Source organism: Pseudomonas sp. Mn2068 (assembly GCF_049319725.1).
Taxonomy (GTDB): Bacteria; Pseudomonadota; Gammaproteobacteria; order Pseudomonadales; family Pseudomonadaceae; genus Aquipseudomonas; species Aquipseudomonas gingeri.
Map to the genome: position 1 here is coordinate 927,971 of NZ_JBMOUG010000001.1, position 23,017 is coordinate 950,987.

At 64.5% G+C, this 23,017-nt stretch carries 20 protein-coding genes; 8 read left to right on the forward strand and 12 right to left on the reverse strand.

Annotated elements, in window-relative coordinates:
* Positions 1-117: 117 nt before the first annotated feature.
* From ACL9RJ_RS03985 to ACL9RJ_RS04015, 7 genes are all read right to left on the reverse strand, one after another.
* Positions 118-903, reverse strand: a complete 786-nt coding sequence (locus ACL9RJ_RS03985) for a cyclase family protein (protein WP_177107732.1) — start codon at positions 901-903, stop codon at positions 118-120.
* On the reverse strand, positions 900-1,898 hold the full coding sequence (locus ACL9RJ_RS03990; RefSeq protein ID WP_212811060.1) for a fumarylacetoacetate hydrolase family protein: 999 nt from the start codon (positions 1,896-1,898) through the stop codon (positions 900-902). Before ACL9RJ_RS03990 ends, ACL9RJ_RS03985 begins: the two co-directional genes overlap by 4 nt.
* Positions 1,899-1,974: 76 nt before the next feature.
* Positions 1,975-3,210 carry an MFS transporter gene (locus ACL9RJ_RS03995; protein WP_422764910.1) on the reverse strand — a complete coding sequence of 412 codons (1,236 nt, stop codon included), beginning with the start codon at positions 3,208-3,210 and terminating at the stop codon, positions 1,975-1,977.
* Entirely contained in the window at positions 3,207-5,627 is a 2,421-nt protein-coding gene (locus ACL9RJ_RS04000; RefSeq protein ID WP_422764911.1) for an efflux RND transporter permease subunit, read from the reverse strand. The genes ACL9RJ_RS03995 and ACL9RJ_RS04000 overlap by 4 nt, the downstream gene beginning before the upstream one ends.
* Positions 5,624-6,691, reverse strand: coding sequence for a WD40/YVTN/BNR-like repeat-containing protein (locus ACL9RJ_RS04005; protein WP_422764912.1), 1,068 nt, complete (start codon positions 6,689-6,691; stop codon positions 5,624-5,626). The genes ACL9RJ_RS04000 and ACL9RJ_RS04005 overlap by 4 nt, the downstream gene beginning before the upstream one ends.
* Positions 6,691-8,049, reverse strand: a complete 1,359-nt coding sequence (locus ACL9RJ_RS04010; RefSeq protein ID WP_422764913.1) for a DUF1329 domain-containing protein — start codon at positions 8,047-8,049, stop codon at positions 6,691-6,693. Before ACL9RJ_RS04010 ends, ACL9RJ_RS04005 begins: the two co-directional genes overlap by 1 nt.
* Positions 8,050-8,088: 39 nt before the next feature.
* The gene (locus tag ACL9RJ_RS04015) at positions 8,089-9,765 is read right to left on the reverse strand and encodes a DUF1302 domain-containing protein (RefSeq protein ID WP_017127473.1); all 1,677 of its coding nucleotides are present in this window, start codon (positions 9,763-9,765) and stop codon (positions 8,089-8,091) included.
* A gap of 171 nt (positions 9,766-9,936) precedes the next feature.
* Here ACL9RJ_RS04015 and ACL9RJ_RS04020 point away from each other — a divergent pair, with 171 nt between their 5' ends.
* The gene (locus tag ACL9RJ_RS04020) at positions 9,937-10,884 is read left to right on the forward strand and encodes a LysR family transcriptional regulator (protein ID WP_017127474.1); all 948 of its coding nucleotides are present in this window, start codon (positions 9,937-9,939) and stop codon (positions 10,882-10,884) included.
* Positions 10,885-11,016: 132 nt separating this feature from the next.
* Here ACL9RJ_RS04020 and ACL9RJ_RS04025 read toward each other — a convergent pair whose 3' ends face one another.
* The 3 genes from ACL9RJ_RS04025 to ACL9RJ_RS04035 all read right to left on the reverse strand — a co-directional run bounded on the left by ACL9RJ_RS04025 (position 11,017) and on the right by ACL9RJ_RS04035 (position 13,487).
* Complete coding sequence (locus ACL9RJ_RS04025; RefSeq protein WP_017127475.1) at positions 11,017-11,790, reverse strand: SDR family NAD(P)-dependent oxidoreductase; 774 nt, start codon at positions 11,788-11,790, stop codon at positions 11,017-11,019.
* 135 nt (positions 11,791-11,925) lie between these two features.
* Positions 11,926-12,789 carry an NAD(P)-dependent oxidoreductase gene (locus ACL9RJ_RS04030; RefSeq protein ID WP_042935927.1) on the reverse strand — a complete coding sequence of 288 codons (864 nt, stop codon included), beginning with the start codon at positions 12,787-12,789 and terminating at the stop codon, positions 11,926-11,928.
* On the reverse strand, positions 12,789-13,487 hold the full coding sequence (locus ACL9RJ_RS04035) for a GntR family transcriptional regulator (protein WP_017127477.1): 699 nt from the start codon (positions 13,485-13,487) through the stop codon (positions 12,789-12,791). Before ACL9RJ_RS04035 ends, ACL9RJ_RS04030 begins: the two co-directional genes overlap by 1 nt.
* Before the next feature lie 121 nt (positions 13,488-13,608).
* Between ACL9RJ_RS04035 and ACL9RJ_RS04040 the strand changes: the two genes are divergently transcribed.
* Positions 13,609-14,451: a fumarylacetoacetate hydrolase family protein gene (locus tag ACL9RJ_RS04040; protein WP_017127478.1), complete on the forward strand. Its 843-nt coding sequence runs from the start codon at positions 13,609-13,611 to the stop codon at positions 14,449-14,451.
* A 194-nt stretch (positions 14,452-14,645) separates the two neighbouring features.
* Here the strand turns inward: ACL9RJ_RS04040 and ACL9RJ_RS04045 are convergent, their stop codons facing one another.
* A complete protein-coding gene (locus tag ACL9RJ_RS04045; protein ID WP_017127479.1) occupies positions 14,646-15,380 on the reverse strand; it encodes a CPBP family intramembrane glutamic endopeptidase in 735 nt (244 codons plus the stop codon).
* Between the two features lie 160 nt (positions 15,381-15,540).
* Here ACL9RJ_RS04045 and ACL9RJ_RS04050 point away from each other — a divergent pair, with 160 nt between their 5' ends.
* Positions 15,541-16,506, forward strand: a complete 966-nt coding sequence (locus ACL9RJ_RS04050; RefSeq protein ID WP_103032914.1) for a bifunctional helix-turn-helix transcriptional regulator/GNAT family N-acetyltransferase — start codon at positions 15,541-15,543, stop codon at positions 16,504-16,506.
* Between the two features lie 78 nt (positions 16,507-16,584).
* The gene (locus ACL9RJ_RS04055; protein WP_177082152.1) at positions 16,585-17,763 is read left to right on the forward strand and encodes a GGDEF domain-containing protein; all 1,179 of its coding nucleotides are present in this window, start codon (positions 16,585-16,587) and stop codon (positions 17,761-17,763) included.
* 51 nt (positions 17,764-17,814) lie between these two features.
* Here ACL9RJ_RS04055 and ACL9RJ_RS04060 read toward each other — a convergent pair whose 3' ends face one another.
* On the reverse strand, positions 17,815-18,702 hold the full coding sequence (locus tag ACL9RJ_RS04060) for an SDR family oxidoreductase (RefSeq protein ID WP_017127483.1): 888 nt from the start codon (positions 18,700-18,702) through the stop codon (positions 17,815-17,817).
* A 98-nt stretch (positions 18,703-18,800) separates the two neighbouring features.
* Between ACL9RJ_RS04060 and ACL9RJ_RS04065 the strand changes: the two genes are divergently transcribed.
* The 4 genes from ACL9RJ_RS04065 to ACL9RJ_RS04080 all read left to right on the forward strand — a co-directional run bounded on the left by ACL9RJ_RS04065 (position 18,801) and on the right by ACL9RJ_RS04080 (position 22,939).
* A complete protein-coding gene (locus tag ACL9RJ_RS04065; protein ID WP_177082151.1) occupies positions 18,801-19,637 on the forward strand; it encodes a helix-turn-helix transcriptional regulator in 837 nt (278 codons plus the stop codon).
* Positions 19,638-19,803: 166 nt separating this feature from the next.
* Positions 19,804-21,180 carry a pyridoxal-phosphate dependent enzyme gene (locus ACL9RJ_RS04070; RefSeq protein WP_017127485.1) on the forward strand — a complete coding sequence of 459 codons (1,377 nt, stop codon included), beginning with the start codon at positions 19,804-19,806 and terminating at the stop codon, positions 21,178-21,180.
* A complete protein-coding gene (locus ACL9RJ_RS04075; RefSeq protein ID WP_017127486.1) occupies positions 21,177-22,355 on the forward strand; it encodes a cystathionine gamma-synthase in 1,179 nt (392 codons plus the stop codon). Before ACL9RJ_RS04070 ends, ACL9RJ_RS04075 begins: the two co-directional genes overlap by 4 nt.
* A 104-nt stretch (positions 22,356-22,459) precedes the next feature.
* On the forward strand, positions 22,460-22,939 hold the full coding sequence (locus ACL9RJ_RS04080; RefSeq protein WP_178990278.1) for a VOC family protein: 480 nt from the start codon (positions 22,460-22,462) through the stop codon (positions 22,937-22,939).
* The last annotated feature ends 78 nt before the right edge of the window (positions 22,940-23,017 follow it).

Consider the following 23,017-nt stretch of genomic DNA (forward strand, 5'->3'; position numbering starts at 1 on the left):
TTCAGGTGAATTTGCCGCGCGCCAAGGCCACGACCAATCGGACCGTCGGTCGCCCTGGCGCGCGGCAGGTAAGCCCGCGATGGCCGCTTTCCAGCAGCTCTCCCGGGACATACCGGCCTATTCCTCGAAGATCGCCACCGCCCGCACGAAGCCGGCCGAGGCATGCCTGATCTTGTACGGGAAGCAGGACACTTCGAAACCGTGGGCCGGCAGAGATTCCAGGTTGGCCAGCTTCTCCATCTGCCCGTAACCGATCTCGCGTCCGGCCTTGTGCCCTTCCCAGATGATCGAGCTGTCGCCGCTGGCGGCAAAGCGTGCACGGGTATGGCTGAAAGGTGCATCCCAGCTCCAGGCATCGGTGCCCACCACGCGGACACCGCGTTCGAGCAGGTACAAGGTCCCCTCGCGCCCGATGCCGACGCCCGCCTCCAGGTAACCGGGCTGGCCGAACAACGCCCCGGCCCGGGTATTCACCAGGACGATATCCAGCGGCTGCAGGACGTAATCGATACGCGCCAGTTCCGCCTCTATCTGCGCGGCGCTGACCACATCGCCGTCCGGCAGGTGCCGGAAGTCCAGTTTCACCCCGGGACGCAGGCACCATTCCAGTGGCAGCTCATCGATACCGTACGCGGGTTTGCCGCCATCGGTGGTCGAGGCGTAGTGCCAGGGCGCGTCCATATGCGTGCCACTGTGGGTGGTGATGGTCAGGCGCTCGGCGGCCCAGGCTTCCTGTCCCGGTAGCTCTTCGAGACGCAGGCCGGGAAACATCGCCAGCAGTTCCGGGGCGCCGGCCTGGTGATCGGTGTATTCGATCTTCGGCAACAACGGCGGCGGATCCGTATAGGGATTGTTTTCCAGGGTCACCGAGAGGTCGACCAGACGTCGTTTACGCGGTGTCATGGCCGCACCTCCCCGGCCGGCAAGGTGGCGTCGACGATACGCTGGTCGATGGCACCGAACACCGAGTCGCCGGCACGGTCGTAAGCCTCAATGCGGATACGCTCGCCAAAGCGCATGAAACCTGTCTGCGCCTGCCCCTGTTCGATCATCTCGATGGCGCGGCGCTCCGAGATACAGGCCGAACCGACCGCCCGGTCGACGTTGGATACCGTACCGGAACCGATGATGGTGCCGGCTCGCAGACGCCGGGTCCGCGCCGCATGGGCGATCAGATCGGCGAAGCTGAAACTCATCTCGGCACCGTCCGGCTGGCCGAACCATTTCTGGTTCCAGGTCACCGTCAGCGGCAGGCACACCCGCCCGTCGCGCCAGGCACTGCCCAGTTCCTGCGGGGTCACGGCCACCGGCGAAAAACTCGAGGAAGGCTTGGCCTGGAAAAAGCCGAAACCGGTGCTGACTTCGTGCTGGAGAAAGCCGCGCAGACTGACATCGTTGACCAGCATAATCAGTCGTACATGTTGCAAGGCCTCATCGACCGGGCAGCCCATGGGGACCTCGTCGACAATGACCGCGAACTCTCCCTCGAAATCGATGCCGTGGGCCATGTCCGGCAGCGGGACATCGTCGCAAGGGCCGAGAAAATCGTCACTGGCGCCCTGGTACATCAGGGGAATGCGTTCGTCGGCCAACGGTGGCAGGTTGAAAGCCTTCTGCAGCAGATGGGCATGATTGAGAAACGCCGAGCCATCACACCACTGATAGGCACGAGGCAAGGGCGCGCTGACCTGCCTGGGGTCGAACGCAAGGCACTCGGGCGCCTCGCCCCGGTTCAGCGCCTGATATTGCCGGCCCAGGACCGGCGCTGCCTCGTCCCAGTTTTCCAGCGCCTGCTGCAAGGTGCCGAAGCCTTGGGCAAGCACCGCCTGGCGCAGATCCCTGGAGACGACCAGCAACTGGCCGTCCCGACTACCATTGTTCAAGGTAGCGAGTTTCATGGAGCAATCCTCGATGGAGTGAAAAGGCTGGATGCAACAGCCCGCCTCCGGTCCGCCGGACGCGGGCGACAAAAACTCAGTGCAGGGCCATGTCGTCCGGCACCTGGATCGGGTCCAGCAGCCGCAGGCCGGCCAGGAAGGGCGCGATCAAGGCAAAGGCCGCCGCCAGCAACAGCCCCCAGCCGATCATCGCCACCGCACCCACCCGCCCATCGGCCAGGCCGGTCAGGGACATGACCAGCAAGGGACTGACAAACTGCCCGCCGAAAAACCCCGCATTGAACAGGCCGGTGCCCTTGCCCCGGTGTTCGAAACTCAAGGTCGACAGCGCCCAGCTGAGTACCGTGGGCAGCGCCAGGCCACCGCCCAGGCCGTTGATCAGTACGGCAATCACCACGGTGCGGTAGTCCACGGCATTGACCAGCAGCAACAGGCCGACCGCGGAAATCAGGAAGGCCAGGGCCAACAGCATGCCCGGTCCGAAACGGCTCAGACGGCGAAAGCACAGGGCACCGACAAACACCGCCGAATGGCCAAGGCCGATCGCCATGCCGATGCGTTGCGGCGAGTCGATCCCGATATGCTCCAGGAGAAACCCGGTCTGGACCGGTACGATGAAGAAGCCCAGCGAGGCCAGCAGGGTCATCAGGCAGATCACCGACAGCGAACGCCACGGGAAACCCTCGCCTTGTGGCCCGGGCCGGACCTGTGCGGCCTCGGCCCGAGCCTGCAGAGGCGCCCTCAACGCCAGGTGCATCAGGGGCGCCAGCAGCAGGCCGACGATGTACACCGCAAAGGGCACGCGCCAGCCGTGCTCGCCGATAAGGCCGCCGAGCATGAAAAAGGCGGTGGCCGACAAGGACGTGACAATGGTCTGCCAGGAGAGCAGTTGCACCCGCTCACGGCCGTCGTAGTAGTCACCGATCAGCGCCGTGCAGCAGGTCATGATCGCTGCCTCTGCCAGTCCCAGTCCGGCCCGGCTGAGCAGGATCGCATCGAGGTCGTCGAGCAGCATGGGCAACGGACCGCAGATGCCATACAGCAGCATCGCCAGTACCAGCAGGCGCTTGCGTCCGAGGCGGTCGGAAACCCACCCGGCGAACGGTGAAAACAGCGCGATCATCAGGGCCGGCAAGGTCAGCACGATCGGCACCAGCACGCCGACATTGGCGTTACCGGCAAAATGCCCGGCGATACGCGGCAACACCGGCGCGATCAGCACGCCACCCAGCACCGGCAGGCAACTGCCGAGCAGCAGCAATACGCCCGATCCGGTCCGGCGTGGAACGGCTTGTGACGAGAGCAGACTCATAGGTTTTTTCCTGTTGTTGTTATCGATGAATCGGACAAAGGCCGTGGTAACAGAAAGTGCGCCAGCGCCGGCAGCAGCACCAGCGCACCGATCATGTTCAGCAGGAACATGAAGGCCAGCAGAATGCCCATGTCCGCCTGGAACTTGATCGGGGAAAAGGCCCAGGTCGCCACGCCGACCGCCAGGGTCACGCCCGTCAGCATCACCACTTTGCCGGTGAACAGCAGTGCGTGGTAGTAGGCCAGGGACAGGCTCTCGCCGGCCCGCTGGCGCGCCAGCAGGATGCTCATGACATACAACGCGTAATCCACGCCGATGCCCACGCCGAGGGCGATCACGGGCAAGGTGGCGACCTTGACACCGATACCCAGCCAGACCATCAGGGCCTCGCAGAGAATCGACGTGAGGGCCAGCGGCAGGATCACGCAGACCACCGCCCGCAGCGAACGGAAGGTCAGCAGGCAGAGCAGGATCACCGCGCCATAGACCCAGAACAGCATATCGTGGTTGGCCTGCCTGACGACGATATTGGTGGCCGCCTCGATACCGGCGTTGCCGGCAGCCAGCAGGAAGCGGACCTGCGCGTCGTTGTTGGCCTGGGCGAAGGCCTCTACCTCGTTCACCAGCCGGGTCAGCGTCACGGCCTTGTGATCGCTCAGGTAGGTGTACAGCGTGAGGGTATTGCAGCTCTGGTTGAACAGTTCCCGCGGCGCTCGCCCGGTGATGGAGTTGAGCAGTGCCTGGTTGCGAGCCAGGTCATACCATTTCGGATTGCCCTCGCTCATGCCCACCAGCAGGCTGCGATTGAGACTGGCCAGCGAAGCCGTCGACTCCACGCCGGGCAACTGGCGCAGGCGCCACTCCAGGGCGTCGAGGCGCATCAGGGCCGCGTAGTCGGAACAGGTGCCGTCGGGCGTGCGCACGATCACCGCGAACACATCGCTGCTGGCGCCGTAATGGGCGACCATGAAGCCGTTGTCGCGGTTATAGCGCGAATCCGCTCGCAGTTCGGGGGCCCCGGCATCGAGGTCGCCGACCTGCAGTTGCAGGCTGACCCAGTAGCCGCCAACGGCCAGCAGCCCGCCGACCAGCAGTGTCGCCGTCGCCCAGCGACGCCGGGTAAAGCGATCGAGGAACGCCCATAGCGGCTGCTTGCGCCCCTGCTCCGCCAGCGCTTCACTGCGCAGGCTGCGGGCCGCGGCGCGGGGACTGACACCGCAGTAGCTGAGCAAGATCGGTAACAGGATCAGGTTGGTGAACACCAGCACCGCGACACCGATGCTGGCGATCAGCGCCAGGTCCTGGATGACCTTGATATCGATCAGCATCAACACCGCGAAGCCCACGGCATCGCACAGCAGCGCCGTGAGTCCGGCCAGGAACAGCCGGCGAAAGGTGAACCGCGCCGCCACCTGCCGATGCATGCCGCGCCCGATATCCTGCATGATGCCGTTCATCTTCTGCGCGCCGTGGCTCATGCCGATGGCCAGGACCAGGAACGGCACCAGCACCGAGTAGGGATCAAGCTCGAATCCCAGCAAGGCCACCAATCCCAGTTGCCAGGCCACCGCCACCAGCGAACAGCTCATCACCAGCAACGTGCTGCGCAGGCAGCGGGTAAACCCGTAGAGCATCGCCGTGGCGATCAGGATGGCAATGGCGAAGTACAACAGGACCTGTTGCAACCCCTCCATCAGGTCGCCCACCACCTTGACGAAACCGGTGATGTGAATCTGCAGGCCCTGGGCCTGGAACTCGCCGCGCAATTGCTCCAACTGCCGGGAGAGCGCGGCATAGTCCAGGGCCTTGCCGGTGTTCGGATCGATCTCCATCAGCGGCACGAAGATCAGGCTGGAGCGTGCATCCAGGGCGATGGTCTGGCCGATCTCCCCGGAGCGCGCGGCATTGCGGCGTACGTTTTCCAGGCTGGCCGCCGAACCGTCGTAGTCGTCGGGAATCACCCGTCCGCCTTCCACGCCCTCCTCGGTCACGGCCATCCAGCGCATATTGGGGGTCCACAAGGATTTCATGAAGGGCCGGTCGACGCCGGGCAACAGGAACACTTTGTCGTTGAGGCGGGCCAGCAGATCCAGGTAATGCGCGTCGTAGATGGAATCGCCCGGGGCTTCGACGGCGATGCGCACAGCGTTGCCCAGTCCGGTGAGTTCCTGCTGATTGGCGAGGTAATTGGCAATATAGGGGTGACCCGTGGGAATCATCTTGTCGAAACTGGCGTTGAGCCCGAGCCGGCTGCTGGCGGCTCCCAGCCCCAGGGTCAGCAGCAGGCACAACCACAGCACCAGGCCACGGTGATTGAACAGAGCACGCTCGATCAGCGAGCCGGAGCGGCTGTCGAAGGTCGCCAGATCATGCTCTGCGGCGCTGAGGCCTGCGACGGGTTTGGAAAGACACGTCATTGCAATTTCACCTGTTCCAGTCGTTTGATACCCCGGGCCCCGACCACGACCCAACGACCGTCCGGCGCACGGGTCAAGGACGCGACAGCCATGCCCGCCGACGGCGACTGCTCATGCAGCGGCCCGCCTTCTGTAGCGGACAGCAGGCGTCCGGACTGATCGGCCAGCACCACGCCGCCGCTCTCCAGCGACCGCGCCGCCACCAGGCTGCTGCCGAAAGGGTTATCCAACGGCGTCCAGTGCTGTCCCTGGTCTCTGCTGCGCCAGGCGTTGCCGCGCAGGCCGGCCACCAGCACATCGCCGTCGGCGGCCAGGTTCAAGGTGAAAAAGCTGCCCTCATAGGGGCTGGGCAAGCGCACGAAATGCGCCCCGGCGTCTTCCGACATCAGCACCAGGCCTTGCTCACCGGCGAGATAGATACGCCGGCCCTGGCCGGCAATCGCATACAGATGATTACCCGCCGGGTTATCCAGGCGATCGACCCAGGACTGCCAGGTGACGCCGCCATCCACGGTATGCAGGATCAACCCGAAGGCACCGACCACAGTGCCCTGCCGTTCATCACTGAAATGCACCGCCAGCAACGGCTTGTCGGCACCCTCGGCGACAAGACCCCGGGCCACCTTGAGTTGCCGCTGGTACTGCGGGGTGTCGCCCGACGGGTCCGTCACGGCATCGAGCACCCGTTGCGCAGCCGCATTGCCGTCCAGTTGCACGCTCCAGCTTTCGCCGCCATCGGCGCTATGCAGCACCATCCCCGCATGCCCCACCGCCCAGCCCTGCTCTGCCGTCGGAAAACTCACCGCGGTCAGGCTGACGCTCGTCGGGACGGTCACCTGGCGCCAATGCTGGCCGCTGTCATCGGAGAGCAGGATCAGACCGTGCTCGCCCACGGCCACCAGGCGTTGTCCGGCCCGGGCGATATCGATCAGCACCGCCCGGGTCGGCGCACTCACCAGCAGGGCCGGGCGCAGCAGCACATCACTGACCGGTGCTTCGCCGGCCCGGGCGGCCAGGCTGATGCCCAACATCCCCAGCGCCAGCCAATGGAAAGGCCCGGTCATCAGCGCACACCGTCGGCCGCCAGGCCGTCCGGGCTGAAGTCGCTGTCGGGAAACGGCTTGACCACTTCGTTATGCACGCGCTTTTCCGTGACCACGTTGTGCGCCATCCAGGCTCCGGTCTGCAGGTCGTACTGACCGTAGAGACCGCGCACCAGCCCCGGCAATTCCGGCATCAGGTAAGGCAGTTGAAAGTAGGTGCGCCAGAGCTTCTGGTTGGCATCCCAGCTGTCGCCCAGCACTGCCATCCAGGTGTCTTCGTCCACATAGAAACGCCGCTTGGGCATGCTGTGGCGCTTGCCGGCCACCAGGTTGCCCTCCACCACCCAGACGCGGTGCAGCTCCCAGCGCATGTAGTCGGGATTGAGAAAACGCTCGCCGAGAATCGCCTCGTCCCGGGTCGGTTGCAGGATCATGTTGCTGTTGTAGGGAATCAGCATTTCCTGCTTGCCGACGATCTTCCAGTCGTAGCGATCCAGCGGTCCGGTGAACACCGAGACCTCGTCGAAGTTGGCCACGCCGGAACTGGTCGGGGTCGGCGTGTCATAGGACGACACCGGCAATTTGCGCACCCGCCGCTGGCCGGCCAGGTAGACCCAGGATTGCGGTCCGCCACTGGCATAATCCAGCGGTTCGCGCCCCAGCAACGCCTCGCCCGCCCGCTGCGGTGGCCCGAGGTTGACCAGCCGGGTCATCCAGTAGACGCCCTTGTATTCGGATTTGCCGTTCTCGAAGTAATACGGCATTTCCCGTTGCGCCTGGACGGTGCTGGACAGGATGCGCTGGCCGCTGGCGGTGATGACGTAGACGTTGTAGTCGTTCTTCCAGGCGATTCCGCGCCAGCTCAGGTGATGGTTCCAGATCACCTCGGCGCCGGACTTGGGAATCGGGAACGGGATCCCGCCGCTGGCACCTTCCAGGGTATTGCCCTCATGGGTCAGATGGGCGCTGGTGGCATTCTTCAGGGTATTGTCGTAGACCCACTGCGGCGCCGCTGCCGTGCGCCGGGAAGGATAGACGTCGATCCGGTAGTTGGGGTACTTGGCGAACAGGGCTTTCTGCCCATCGCTGAGCTTGTCGGCGTACTGTGCCAGGTTCTGCGCGGTCACCGAATACAGGCGCTTGTCGCTGGCGAAATAGTCCGGGATCCGCGGCCCCGGGCTGATACCGGCCGGGATCTGGTTGAAGCCGTGGTCCCAGGCCGGAATGCTGCCATCGGCATTGCCGGCACGCTCACCGCCCAGGGGCGTCAGGCTGGACCTGAGCAACTGGGCCTCGGTATCGCCGGCCGCCCAGGACGCGGGCGCGACGGCCAGCAGCAGGCCCGACAGCAGCCACGGATGCAAGGAATCGAGTTTCATGAAACGCACCTCTGGTTATTGTTGTTCTGGAGCAGTCGTTCAAAACGAACGCTGGACGGTGAACGCGAGAAAGTCCCGGTCCTTGAGCGGCTGTCCATAGGTGTTGGCGTTGTTCGCGTCGAGAAAGTTGTCGCTGCCGCCGATGTAGTGCGTGTAGTTGAGGCCGGCCTTCCAGGTCTGCAGGTATTCCAGTTGCAGACCGATGCTCAGGTCGCCGCCCTTGTCGCCCACGCCGTTGTTGAACTTGCTGATCACCGACGAACGCCCCTTGGGGTTGTAGCCCAGGCCCAGCGGCACACTCAGGTCGACACCGGGATAGACCTGGAAGAAGTTCGGCGTGAAGCTCATGCGCAGGCCCCAGGCATCGCGCTCGCTGTTGGGGTCCAGCGCGGCGGCATTCCTGGTGATGCTGGTGCGCCGGTGCCAGGCCACTTCGCCGGCCAGGCTGGCCGAGTCCCAGAAGCCGTTGCTGGTGAACGAGTAGAGGCTCGAGAGTTGCGCATGCAGCGAGTTGCCCACGGCATACAGGGCGTGGCTGTCGTTGTCGCCAAGGCCGCCCGGGTTGGCCTGCGACAGGCTGACCAGCGGTGTATTGCGGCGCACCGAGACCTCGCCGGCGACGTTGGCATCGCCGACCGAGGTGCTGAAGCTGGCGCCAAAGGCACTGATCCCTTCGGCGTATACCAGTTGGTATTCACCCAACTGGCCGGTCAGCACGTTCGGTCCGCCACTGTTGGCGCGGGTATAGAGCATCGGGTCCTTGGCGTGATAGCGGATCGCGTACAGGCCGAAATCGGTGTTCCAGTCCTCGGGCGAAAAACGCAGTGACAGCCCGTACTGGCCGCGATCGCTGGCCTTGATGTCCTTGCCGTGGAAGAACGCCAGGGGCTGCCGGTTGGGACCGATGGGCCCGCCGACGATCAGCCGCTCGCCACCTTCGCCGACCACGTCCGAGGTCGAGAAGTAACTGCCCACGGCGGGGATACGGTTCTCTTCCCATTCGAACTGGTAGTAGGCCGCCACGGAAACATTGGGCCGCAACTGGATCTGCCCGGAGAACTGGTTGACCGGGCGGATCAGTTCCTTGAAGGGGGTATTGGGCACCGACGTGGCCTTGATGATGTCCACCGGTGCCTGCCCGCCGGCGATGCCATTGGCGCCGAAGAACAGGCTCTCGCCCCACAGCACCGTGTGTCGTCCGAGCCGGAAGCTGCCGGGCAGTTCGCCCAGGTTGCCCTTGCCGAAGACAAAGGCATCGAGAATCTCGGCGTCGCTGCCATGCAAGGTGCGGGTGTCATCGGTAAAACGGTCGTAGGCGACCGAGCGCTGGTTGGCGGTGGCCGGCGAATCGTTGTCGTTGCGCCCTTCGTAGACGCTGTCATACCAACCGGCACCGCTGATCCGCGCACCGAAATTGTTGTAGCGCGCATCGAATTCGGACAGCACGTTCAGGCGATTGGAAATCAGGCCCTTGTTGAAGTTGCGGTCGCTGTCGTCCTGGTTGACCGACCCGACCAGCTTGCTGTCACGCTCCTTCAGGCGCCAGGCGGCGTTGTACTTGAGGGTGTTGTCCCAGCGCAGATGCAGGTCGGAATCACCGGTATCGATCTCAAACGCCGTCGCATGGGGCGCGACACTGATGGCGGCGAACGCCGCAGCCATGGCAGCCAGCTGCCGGGGCGGCCGAGCGCCCGTCAAACTCTTGCGGTTCATCATGCCAACCTCTGACTTGTTATTTTTGTCGTGAAAGGTCTTTGCGAACCTGCATTCCCTGCAGTTCTCGAGGCGATGATAGGGAGCGCGGAGGAATCCGAACAATCGATTATCGGGATGCCATCCATCTAAAAAAAGTGATACAAAGCGGCGTGCTCAAGCGGAGGAATACCGATGCGCTTTCATCACCTGGACCTGAACCTGCTGGTGGTTCTCGATACCCTGCTCACCGAACAGAACATCACCCGCGCGGCCTCGCGCCTGAATGTCAGCCAGTCGGCCGCCAGCGGCCTGCTGGCACGGCTGCGGGAGTATTTCGACGATGAGTTGCTGGTCCAGGTGGGACGCAAGATGCTGCCGACGCCCCTGGCCCAGGGACTGGCCGAACCGGTGCGGCGGGTGCTGCTGGATATCCAGTCGAGCATCGTCAACAAACCCGAATTCGATCCGTTGACCTGCAAGCGGCATTTCAAGCTCATCGCCACCGACTTTGTCACCACGGTGATCCTCAGCCCGCTGGCGCAGCGCCTGCAACAACGCGCGCCGCACATCTCCATCGACATCCAGCCGGCCGCCGACAACTACAACCAGATGCTGACCCAGGGCGAAGTCGACTTCGTGATCATGCCGGACCTCTATCTGTCGGACCTGCACGCCAAGGAACTGCTGTTCGAAGATGACTACCAGTGCGTGGTCTGGCGCGACAACCCGCTGGTGGGCGAGACATTGAGCCTGGAGCAGTACCTGCAGTTGGGCCATGTCGCCGTCAACTTCGGCAACAACCGCGAGCCGAGCCTGGGAGAACGGACCCTGCTGCGCTACGGCAAGGCCCGCCGGGTGGAACTGACCACCAGCAGTTTCAATACCGTGCCGCACCTGTTGGTGGGGACCCACCGCATTGCCGTGATGCACCGGAGCCTGGCGACCCTGTACGCCGGTTTCCTGCCCCTGAAAATACTGCCGCTGCCCTTCGAATTCCCGTCCCTGCGCGAATTCACCTTGTGGAACAAGATCCTCGACAACGATCCGGCCCACCGCTGGATGCGCTACCTGCTCCAGGAAGTGGCCGCGCAATATTTCCAGTCCGTGACACCGGTGCCGGGCGAGAGCCGCCCAGTGTAAAGATTGCCTCGATATCCCGGGCGATGACTCAGCGCAGACTCACCTGACGCACGAGAAGACAACCCTGCGGCAAACGGCTCGCGAAAGGAAGTTGCCGGTCACGATCAGCGCCCTGGCGCCAAGGTGGACCTGCTACTGCGGCAGCGTGACACCTGACAATTCAGAGCAGGCCGAGAGAAAGCGCTCCTGCACCTTGAAATCCTGGGCCGCTTTCATCGCCGTGGCGGGTCGCTGGTGGTAGAAATAGCCGCCGGTCACCTGGGTCTCGGGTTCAATGCCGGCGGCCAGCCAGGCTTGCGTGCGCGGCGCCAGGTCGAGGTCATCCGGGGCATCGGGCCCGCCCATCTTCGTCGGGACCCAGCCGGGCTCAAGGCTGTTGGACAGCACATCGGGCCAGCGGCGGGCCACCGCGAGGGCCAGCAACACGTTGTGCAGCTTGGAGTCGGAATACGCCTGGGTGCCGTTCCACGGGCGCTTCTTCCAGGTCAGGTCCTTCAGCGACGGGTCGCCACAGCAATGCAGCCGCGAACTGACATAGACCAGTCGCTCCGGGCGATTCACCAGTGCCGTCAGGATGTAGGGGGCCAGTGCGTTGATCGCGAAGACATGCGGCAGACCGTCGACGGTGGCAAGGCGCCTGGGCTCCTGGTAGCCGACCGCGGCGTTATGGATGATGGCGTCGAAGTCTCCGAGTGCATTGATACGCCCGGCCAATGCCTTGGTTTCGGCGATGCTCGACAGGTCGGCACAGAGCACCGTTTCGGCACCCGGCACCTGTGCCAGGGCATGTGTCCCACGCGCCTCGTTGCGAGCGTGCAGCACGACCCTGTGGCCCTGCTCCACAAGCAATCGTGCGGCCATCTGGCCGAGTCCGTCGGAAGAACCGGTGATCAGGATGCGTGCCATGTTCATTACTCCTCTGTGTACGAATTCAGCAGTGTTCCGGTGCGGGGCAGCGGTACAGGAGCAATTCTGGAGTTCCGGTCATGGACTTGCGATAGCATGAAAGACATATTACTGATGCTGGCGAGTCACCAATGATTACCGGGCAAACAGCTTGACCACGCTGGTCATGTTGAGCTCACCCAGGCCTTGTTGACTGGCCGAGCTGAACACCTGACGCGCCGCCTCGATGGTCGGCGCAGCCGCCGCACCGCCCGCCGCGCTCACCGCGTAGCCAAAATCCTTTTCGATCAGGGCCACCGGGAACTGCGGCGCGAAATTGCCGGCCGTCATCGACGCCGCGCTGCGTTGGGACGCGACGCTGGAGACAGACGTGGCGCCGACCGCCTCGAACGCCTTGCCCAGGTCCACGCCATGGGCGCCAAGGATGCCGAAGAGCTCGGCCAGGGTGGTCACCTGCACGCCGAGCAGCGCATTGGTCGCCAGCTTGACCAGCGCGCCGGCACCCAGTGCACCGACATGATGAATCGAAGAACCCATGGCCTGCAGGACTTCCCGGGCAGCCTCAACCGCGGCGGCTTCGCCACCGACCAGAAACACCAGTTGCCCGGCCTCGGCCTGGGGACGCGAACCGGAGACCGGCGCATCGATCAGCGACAACCCCCTGTCCCGTGCCGCCTGCCCCAGGTCCAGCACCCACTCGTGGGAAACCGTGGAGCTTTCAATGGCGATGCTCGAAGCGTTCATCCCGGCAAACGCCCCATGTTGCGGGTGCAGCCAGACATCACCCGATGCCGCGTCATCGCGCACCATGCTCAGGACGATGGCGGCGCCCGTCGCGGCCTCTTTCGGCGTCGCGGCAAAAGAGGCGCCGGCCGCGACCAGTTCTTCGGCCGCCTTCTCGGTGCGGTTCCAGACGGTGACGGTGTGCCCGGCCCGCAGGAGGTTCAACGCCATGCGCGAGCCCATGGCCCCAAGGCCCAATACAGCGATAGTGGTCATTACCTGATCTCCGATGTTTGCTGGACGCCAGTTCCCTGGAGCCTCTGCATCAGTACGGTTGAAGTTTCCCGGATATGGTGGGTGATCAACTCGACGGCGGCGTTCGCATCCTTGGCCAACGCGGCATCGCGCAGCGCCTGGTGTTCACCGTCGAGGTTCCTGGAGGCGGCCGTCATGGCCACCGACAACGCCCGATAACGCGAATATTGCTCGAACAGCATGGTGCGCATGCGCAGCAGCCAGATGTTGGGACAGGCGCTGACCAGGGCCTCATGAAACGTCTTGTGGACGTCGTGCCAGGCCCTGGCGTCGTAGTGACTGCCGGAGTCGGGACCGGCCGCCCTGGAGAGTCCGTGGTAAGCCGACACCAACCGTGTCTCCCAGGCGACATCGCCGTTTTCGATGGAGTGACGCAGGCAACTGCCCTCCATCTCGATGCGCGCCTGTGTCAGGTCGGCCAGGTCGTCAAGGGAGACCGGCGCAATGCGAAAGCCCTTTTGTGGCTCCGCGATCACCAGTTCCTCGGCGGTCAACCGCGACAGCGCCTCGCGCACCGCGCCACCGCTGGCCTGGTAGTGCTCGGCCAGTTCCTTGACGTTTACCCGGTTGCCCGGCTGCAGCACGCAGGACAAGACGTCCTTGCGCAGCTGTTCGTAAGTCGCCTGGGTCAGGCTTTTCGCTGGGTTTTCTACAGACATGGAACCTGGGCTCTCGACGAGTGGGCAATCTTCTTTATTGCATAAAATATATTTTTATACATAAACTGGATTTTAGCAAGCGCCCGTCACCCCACCCTGCAACTGACAGTCGAGGTAATTCATGAAGCTTTGCCGTTTTGGCCTGCCCGGCCAGGAGCGTCCTGGCCTGATAGACGCCGAGGGACGCATCCGCGATCTCTCGGCGCATGTCGTCGATATCGACCCCGCGGTACTTTCCCCGCAATCACTGGAGGCCCTCGCCAGGCTGGATATCAGCGCGTTGCCACTGGTGGAGCCGGGTGTCCGTTATGCAACCCCCGTGGCCCAGGTGCGCAAATTCATCGCCATCGGGCTGAACTACCGCGATCACGCCGAGGAAGCGGGCATGGCGATCCCCGCCGAACCGATCATCTTTCACAAGGCCATCAGTTGCCTCAGCGGGCCGAATGACGACATCGTCCAGCCGCCCCACTCCACCCAACTGGACTGGGAACTCGAATTGGGCGTGGTCATCGGCAGCGAAGCCCGCTATGTATCCGAGACCGAGGCGCTGGACCATGTGGCCGGCTACTGCGTGGTCAATGACGTTTCCGAGCGGGCCTTCCAGCTGCAATCCACGCAGTGGGACAAGGGCAAGGGTTGCGATACCTTCGGCCCGGTCGGTCCCTGGCTGGTGACCCGCGATGAAATTGCCGATCCCCAGGATCTGCGCATGGGGCTTGAGCTCAACGGCGAGCGACGCCAGACCGGTCATTCGAAAACCATGATCTTCAGCGTCGCGCAGATCGTCTCCTACTGCAGCCGCTACATGACCTTGCAGCCCGGCGACGTGATCTGCACCGGCACACCGCCCGGCGTGGCCATGGGCATGAAACCCGAGCCCCGCTGGCTGCAACCCGGTGATGAACTGCACCTCTGGATCGAAGGACTGGGCGAGCAACGTCAGCGCGTGGTTCGCGCCTGATCCGGCAGTCGCCCGCCGGCCCCGGTAACGCTGGACAGCTTTTCTCTGAAATGGCTGTATTGCACAACCATTTCAGAGAAGGCCGTCAGATGAGCAGCGATCCATCCCTGGTCACAACGATCCGGCCCACCGCTGGATGCGCTACCCGCGCCAGGAAGTGGTCGCGCGATATTTCCAGTCCGTGACACCGACGCCTACCCCATCGGCACCGCAATGAGCAGGATCGCGCTGCCGTGGGTCGCCGTCGAGGCCACGACCCCGTAACGCATGCGCACCAGCGCGCAGGCCAGCCCTTCGAGCAGGGTAAAGAGCAGTACCGGCCAGCCGAGCCGGGTGACGGTCAGGGCGAGGAACGAATGGCAGGCCGAGAACGCCACGGCACTGATCAGCGCCGCTCGCAACGCCGTCACATGCTGTTCGAGATAGCCCTGCAGAAAACCGCGAAACAGCACTTCTTCCAGGGCGTTGGCCCCATAGGCCAGCACCGCCATGCCGATCAGCCAGTGCCAGTAACCCGGGATCGCCACGGCTTCGATCTCCTGGTAGAAGCGCAGCGGCAAGCCGATCAGGCAGCCGGCAGCGATCCCCACAGCCAGGCCTGCGGCTCGATTGCCCTTGAAGACCACCAGCAGTCGCCACAGCTCGGGCGCCAGACGCGCGAGCAGGCCAACCAGCCCCAGCGACAAGGCCCCCAGCACCGCCAGTACCCACGGATTGGCGATAAATCCGATCTGCAAGCCGGCGCTGAGCGACCACAGGCCCAGCGGCGTCATCGCATCGCGCATCAACACGAAGGCCAGCAGCAGGACCACGATACGCAGGCCCGGCAGGCTCCCGGGTATCAGGCCGAACCAGAGGCCACAGAGAACCAGGCCCGGAATCAGGTAGATCCCATAGTCGAGCAGTACGGCAAGACCCTCGTAGAACATTCGGCTATCCCTGGCGTCGGTGTTGGGCGAGAGCCCGCCAGTGTAAACGATTGCCTCGATGCGCGACGCTGCCGCCACTCCCCCCGCCTGCCCCGGTAACGCTGGACAGCTTTTCTCTTAAATGGTTGTATTGCACAACCATTTAAGAGGAGGCCGTCAGATGAGCAGCGATCCATCCCTGGTCGAAGCGATTCGCTCCGCCTCGCGGACCATGGTCCGCGAGTTGGGCTTCATGCGGGCCACCTTGGCCGGCACCGACTATTCGGCATCGGCGGTCCATGCTCTGCTGGAGATCGAGGCTGCCGGCGCGATGACCGCGGCCCGGCTGGTCCAGGTGCTGGGCCTGGAGAAATCCAGTGTCAGTCGGATGATAGGCAAGCTCATCGACGCCGGCGAACTGCGGGAAGCCGTCAGTGACGAAGATGCCCGCGCCAAGCAACTGCTGCTGACCGGGCAAGGCCGGCAGACCGTCGCCCATATCCACCGCCATGGTCGCCAGCAGGTCATGTCGGCACTGGAACACCTGAACCCGTCAGAGCAGCAAGCCGTCGCCCAGGGCCTGGCGGCCTACGCCCGGGCGCTCGGCGCATTCCGCCTGGACAACGGCGGGGCCGCGCCCCGTCCAATCACCCTCAGCTCGGGCTACAGGCCGGGCCTGCTGGGACGCGTGGCTGAAATGCATGCGGCCTTCTACTCCCGACATTCCGGCTTCGGGCAGTTCTTCGAAAGCCAGGTCGCCCAGGGCGTTGCCGAGTTTGCCGGGCGCCTGGAGCAGCCCTGCAACGAAGTGTGGGTGGCCCTGCACAACGAACGTATCGTCGGCTCGATCGCCATTGACGGGCAGGACCTCGGCAACAACGAAGCCCACCTGCGCTGGTTTATCCTGGACGACGGCTGCCGGGGCAGCGGGATCGGCCGACAGTTGCTCGGTGAAGCCCTGGCCTTCTGCGACCGCTTCGGTTTCGCCGCCACCCGCCTCTGGACGTTCAAGGGCCTCGATGCCGCACGACGGCTCTACGAAGCCCATGGCTTCCAACTGACCCAGGAAGAACCGGGTAGCCAGTGGGGAAGCACGGTCACCGAACAGCAGTTCACCCGCTACCCGATCCCGGTAGCATCCCGATAGCGCCCGGCCCTGCGAAAATTCCGCTCCAGGGCTTACAATCGAGGGACTTCACCGCACACCAGACAGGCTAGTCCGTATATGGCGCTCGACCCTCCCACGTTGTTGACCCTCTCGATCGCCCTGGCCGCCGCCGCCGCGCTGTACCTGGCCATCGAATGGCGCAGCATTCGTGAACCCTCGCTGTTGTTCTGGAGTGCCGGGTTTGCAACGATCACCGTGGGATCGACCCTCGCCCTGCTGCGCGGCAGCGGCCTCCTGCTGATCGGCATCTGGTTCGCCAACGGCCTGCTGGTGATCGCCCACGGGCTCTTCCTGATGGGGGTCGCACGTTTTACGCAGGCACGCCTGTCCCGTGCCTGGTACCTGGTCTTCGCTGTCTGGCTGGCCCTGCTGTTGTTGCCGGAAGAGCCGTCCTGGTCGAAAGTCATGTTGCTGGTCAACTCGCTGCTGGTCGCGCTGTTGACGCTCAGGGCCAGCTTCCTGCTGCGCCCCCATGGCCGATCCCTGAGCGTGGGGGCGGTCCAACTGCGTTATGTCCTGCTGGTTCATGGGCTGTTCTATCTCGCCAAGGCGATCTCGGCGGTCATTCCGGGCACCCTGATCGATCTGGCCGCCTTCCGGGGCGAGATCATCCAGATTTCGCTGGTCGAGGGGGCGATGGCGATCATGCTGATTGCGCTGTCGATGACCGGCACCGAGCGTTACCGGCGGGAGAAGCGCATCGCGCGACTGGCGGCCCGTGACCCGTTGACCGCGCTGTACAACCGCCGCGCCCTCGAAGTGCGCGCACCGCGCCTGCTGGATGAGGTCTCCGGGGCTCGGCCGGGCGCCTTGCTGCTGATCGATATCGACAACTTCAAGCTGGTCAACGACCTGTATGGCCATACCGCGGGCGACCGACTGCTGGTCACGCTGAGCGAGATGATTCTTTCGGCGTTGCCCGACGGTGCGCTGGCGGCGCGCCTGGGCGGTGACGAATTCGTCATCCTGCTGGGCAACGCCTCGAATGAACGCATCGTCGAACTGGGCAGCAGGCTGCGGGAGCAGTTCCACCAGACAGCCTCACAGACCTTCGCCACGCCCGCGGCGGTCACCCTGAGCATCGGCGCCAACCTGTTCGACCAGGCGCCCGCCAGCCTGACGGCCCTGATCGAGCAAAGCGACGCCGCGCTCTATGAATCCAAGCGTGGCGGCCGTGACCGCATTCGCCTGGTCGACCAGACGCTGGCGAGCAGCGGATTGCTGCGCACGCTCTGACTCGCTGCCTGCGGGAAGGGCTGCGCCGGCTCTGCGTCCTGCGAATGCGCGTCAGGCAAAACGCGCCTGGTCAAGGTCCGCGATCAGCCCGGGGCCCGTCGGGTGCCAGTCCAGGCGGCTTTGTGTCAGGACGCTGGACGCTGGCATATCCAGGCCGACGAACATCTCCAGCCAGCCAAAATGCGTCACCGCCTCCAGGGCCGTGATCGACACCACCGGCACCTTCAGACCCCGGCCAATCGACTCGGCTATTTCGCGGCTGCTGACCCCTTCTTCGCCGACAGCGTGATAACGCGCGCCCGGCTCGCCTTTCTCCAGGGCCAGTCGGTACAGACGCGCCACATCCAGGAGATGACAGGCCGCCCAGCGGTTGCGCCCCGCTTCCACGTAGGCCGAGACGCCCTTTTCGCGAGCGACGGCAACAAGGGGGGTGATCAACCCCTGCCGGAATGGATTGTGGACCTGCGGCAAGCGCACCACCGAGATATTGAGACCGGCGTCCAACAGCACATTTACAGTCAGTTCGGACCCGGTGCGCGGATTGGCGTGGCGGGTATTGCAAACGTCCTCGGTCGCCAGTTGACCGGGCGCAGCACTGCCCAGCGATGCCACGGAGGTGATGATCAGGGGACGGTCGGAGCCGGACAGGGCCGAGCCCAGGGCCTCGATCGCTCGCCGGTCCTTGGCGCAATTGGCGGCAAACCTCGAAAAATCGTGATCGAACGCCGCATGTATCACGCCATCGGCTTCAGCGGCACCGGCACGCAGGCTCTCGGGGTCCTCCAGATCACCACGGTGCACCTGGGCCCCCGCCTCGATAAGCGCTTGTGCTCCGACTTCCGAACGGGCCATGCCCGTGACCTCGTGCCCGGCCCGGATCAACTCGGGGACAAGGGCCGAACCGATAAAGCCGGTCGCACCGGTGAGAAATATTCGCATGACAGCTCTCCTGGGTGGTTTCCCATTCACTATCGGAGCATTCTTTATCCCGTTAAAGTAGTGACATTATCCTATTAAAATGATTAACAGGTTCCCCTATGCCCGTCAGTGCAAGCAGTTCTCTCGGCGAGTTCCTGAGAAACCGGCGAACCCGCCTCGATCCGGCAAGCCTGGGGTACTCCGGACGCAGGCGCACTCCCGGACTGCGCAGGGAAGAAGTTGCCCAGCGCGCCAACATCAGCCCGACCTGGTACACCTGGCTGGAGCAAGGCCGTGGTGGCGCGCCATCCGCCGCGGTGCTGAACCGGATATCCGGGGCCCTGATGCTGACGGATTCGGAACGCGAGCACCTGTTCATGCTGGCGCTGGGACGACTGCCCGAAGTTCGCTATACGCCCGTCGAGGGTATCAATCCCAGGCTTCAGCGCCTGCTCGATGCATTTCCCGTCAGCCCGGCGATCATAAAGAGCGCCACCTGGGATGTGATCGCCTGGAACCGTGCCGCCGCCGTCGTGCTGACCGACTACGGCACGCTACCCGTCGGCCAGCGCAATATCCTGCGGTTCCTGTTTTGCAATCCGGCAGTGCGCGCCAAACAGCATGACTGGGCGAGCGTCGCCCGTTTCGTAGTGGGTGCGTTCAGGGCGGATGTGGCGCGAGCCGGGCTGGCCTCCGAGGCCGGTGAACTGGTGGACGAGCTTTGCAGTATCAGTGCGGAGTTCGCCGACCTGTGGCATCACCACGAGGTGCATGGTCACGGCGACGCAGAAACCGTCAAGCGCCTGCTGCACCCTGAGTTGGGACCGATCGAGCTGGAGTACTCGGCGTTTTCCATCGATGGCCGGCCGGACCTGGGAATGATCGTCTACACCCCAGTCGATCGCACGACGGCCGAAAAGATCATGGGGCTGGTCGACCGGGCCCTGGCAAACTGAAACAGCATCGTCACGACCGTGACCTTGAGTGTCGCAGGCACTGATTGCCCGCATCCGGTTGCGGCCGGGGCGATACCGACCTATGTTCCAAGCGACAGGTTTTCTGCAACCTGCTCCCCTCATCCGCTGTCCATCCACTACGAACTTCCCGTAATGAGGTGACCCCATGCCGAACAACTCCCGCCCCGCCGTCCTCGAACTGATCGGCAATACGCCGCTGGTACGCGTCAGCCGTTTCGATACCGGTCCGTGCACGTTGTTCCTCAAGCTCGAATCCCAGAATCCCGGCGGCTCGATCAAGGATCGTATCGGCCTGGCGATGATCGACGCCGCCGAACGCGATGGCCGCCTGCGCCCCGGCGCGACCATTGTCGAAGCCACCGCCGGCAACACCGGCCTGGGCCTGGCGCTGGTCGGCCGGGCCAAGGGCTACCGGGTGGTGCTGGTGGTCCCGGACAAGATGTCCACCGAGAAAGTCCTGCACCTCAAGGCCATGGGCGCCGAGGTGCATATCACCCGCTCCGATGTCGGCAAGGGCCATCCCGAGTACTACCAGGATGTCGCCGCCCGCCTGGCCAGGGAGATTCCCGATGCGTTCTTCGCCGACCAGTTCAACAACCCGGCCAACCCCCTGGCCCACGAAACCAGTACAGGCCCCGAAATCTGGGCACAGACCCAGCACGATGTCGACGCCATCGTCGTCGGGGTCGGCTCGGCCGGCACCCTGACCGGGTTGACCCGCTTCTTCAAGCGCGTACAGCCCGACCTGGCCATGGTCCTGGCCGATCCGCTCGGCTCGGTGATGGCCGAATACAGCCGCAGCGGCGTCATCGGTAGCGCGGGTTCCTGGGCCGTGGAAGGCATCGGCGAGGACTTCATTCCATCGATCGCCGACCTGTCCAGCGTGCGCCAGGCCTATTCGATCAGCGATGAAGAAAGCTTCGATCATGCCCGCCAGTTGCTGCGCGCCGAAGGCATCCTCGGCGGCTCGTCCACCGGCACCCTGCTGGCCGCGGCGCTGCGCTACTGTCGCGAGCAGACCGAGCCCAAGCGCGTCGTGACCTTTGTCTGCGACACCGGCACCCGTTATCTGTCCAAGGTCTACAACGACCAGTGGATGAACGATCAGGGACTGCTGCAGTACAAACGCTACGGCGACCTGCGCGACCTGATCGCCCGACGCTTCGAGGACGGCCGGGTGATCAGCGTGGGACCGGACGATACCCTGCTCACCGCCTTCCAGCGCATGCGCCTGGCGGATGTCTCGCAACTGCCAGTGCTGGTGGATGGCCAACAACTGGTGGGCGTGATCGACGAATCGGATATCCTGCTGGGCATGCATGACGATGCGACACACTTTCGTCTGAGCGTGTCCAGCGTCATGACCAACAAACTGCAAACCCTGGCCCCCGCCGCCAGCCTCGCCGAACTGCAGGCCGAGCTGGCCCGCGGGCTGGTGGCGATCATTGCCGACGCGTCGGGCTTCCATGGCCTGATCACCCGCGTCGACCTGCTCAATCACTTACGGAGATCCCTTGCATGAGTCAGCACGACAAGTCCGCCGCACCCCACGCCTTCGCTACCCGGGTCATCCACGCCGGGCAGTCGCCGGACCCGACCACCGGGGCGCTGATGCCGCCGATCTATGCCAACTCCACCTATCTGCAAGACAGCCCTGGCGTGCACAAGGGCTTCGACTACGGGCGCTCCCACAACCCGACGCGCTTCGCCCTGGAGCGCTGCGTGGCCGACCTCGAAGGCGGCAGCCAGGCCTTCGCCTTCGCCTCCGGCCTCGCAGCGATTTCCACGGTGCTCGAACTGCTCGACGCGGGTGCCCATGTGGTCTCCGGCAACGACCTCTACGGCGGCACCTTCCGCCTGTTCGACAAGGTGCGCCAGCGTAGCGCCGGGCATCGTTTCAGCTTCGTCGACCTGACCGACCTGGCTGCCTTCGAGGCGGCGCTGCGGGACGATACGCGGATGGTCTGGGTCGAAACGCCGAGCAACCCCCTGCTGAGCCTCACCGACCTGGCCGCCATCGCCCGCCTCTGTCGCGACCGCGGCATCATCTGTGTCGCCGACAATACCTTTGCCAGCCCCTGGATCCAGCGCCCGCTGGAGTTGGGTTTCGATATCGTGGTGCATTCGACGACCAAGTACCTGAACGGCCACTCGGACGTGATCGGCGGCATCGCGGTGGTCGGGCACAATGCCGAACTCGCCGAGCGCCTGGGGTTCCTGCAGAACTCGGTGGGCGCCATTGCAGGGCCATTCGATGCCTTCCTTACCCTGCGCGGCGTGAAGACCCTGTCATTGCGCATGGAACGCCATTGCAGCAACGCCCTGGAGCTGGCGACCTGGCTGGAGCGCCAGCCACAGGTGGCGCGGGTCTATTACCCCGGCCTGGCGTCGCACCCGCAGCATGAACTGGCACGCCGGCAGATGCGTGGCTTCGGCGGGATGATTTCCGTCGACCTGAAGAGCGACCTGGCCGGCGCCAGGCGCTTCCTCGAAAGCGTGCAGATCTTCGCCCTGGCCGAGAGCCTGGGCGGCGTGGAAAGCCTGATCGAACACCCGGCGATCATGACCCACGCCACCATTCCGGCGCAGACCCGCGCGCAACTCGGTATCGGCGATGCCCTGGTGCGCCTGTCGGTGGGTGTCGAGGATGTCGAGGACCTGCGGGCCGACCTGGCACAGGCGCTGGCCCGGATCTGAGCCCCGCCAGGCCGCCCTGCCGGCAGGGCGGCCGTCGCAAAAACGGGACGGCCAGGCGTCGTCGGCTAGACTCCACGTGTCCCCCCCTCTCGTGGAGAACCCGGATGATCAGCAAAAACACGATTTGTCTCTGGTACGACGGCGCTGCCCTGGAGGCCGCGACGTTCTACGCCGGAACCTTCCCGGACAGCGCGGTGAAAGCCGTCCACCGTGCCCCCGGCGACTACCCCGCCGGCAAACAGGGCGATGTCCTGACCGTCGAGTTCACGGTGCTGGGTATCCCGTGCCTCGGCCTGAACGGCGGGCCGGCGTTCAAGCACAGCGAAGCGTTCTCGTTCCAGGTGGCCACCGACGACCAGGCCGAAACGGACCGCTTGTGGAACGCCATTGTCGGCAACGGCGGCCAGGAAAGCGCCTGTGGCTGGTGCAAGGACAAGTGGGGGCTGTCATGGCAGATCACCCCTCGCGTGCTGACGGCGGCGGTCACCCACCCCGACCCGGCGACCGCCAAGCGTGCCTTCGACGCCATGATGGGCATGGGCAAGATCGATATCGCGAAGATCGAAGCGGCGCTCAAGGAATGACCGTCGTGGCCTGGGGCCGGGTGCCAGGGCAATAACGGCAGCATCCGGACGCCGGGTTCTCACCTGCATATGACAACA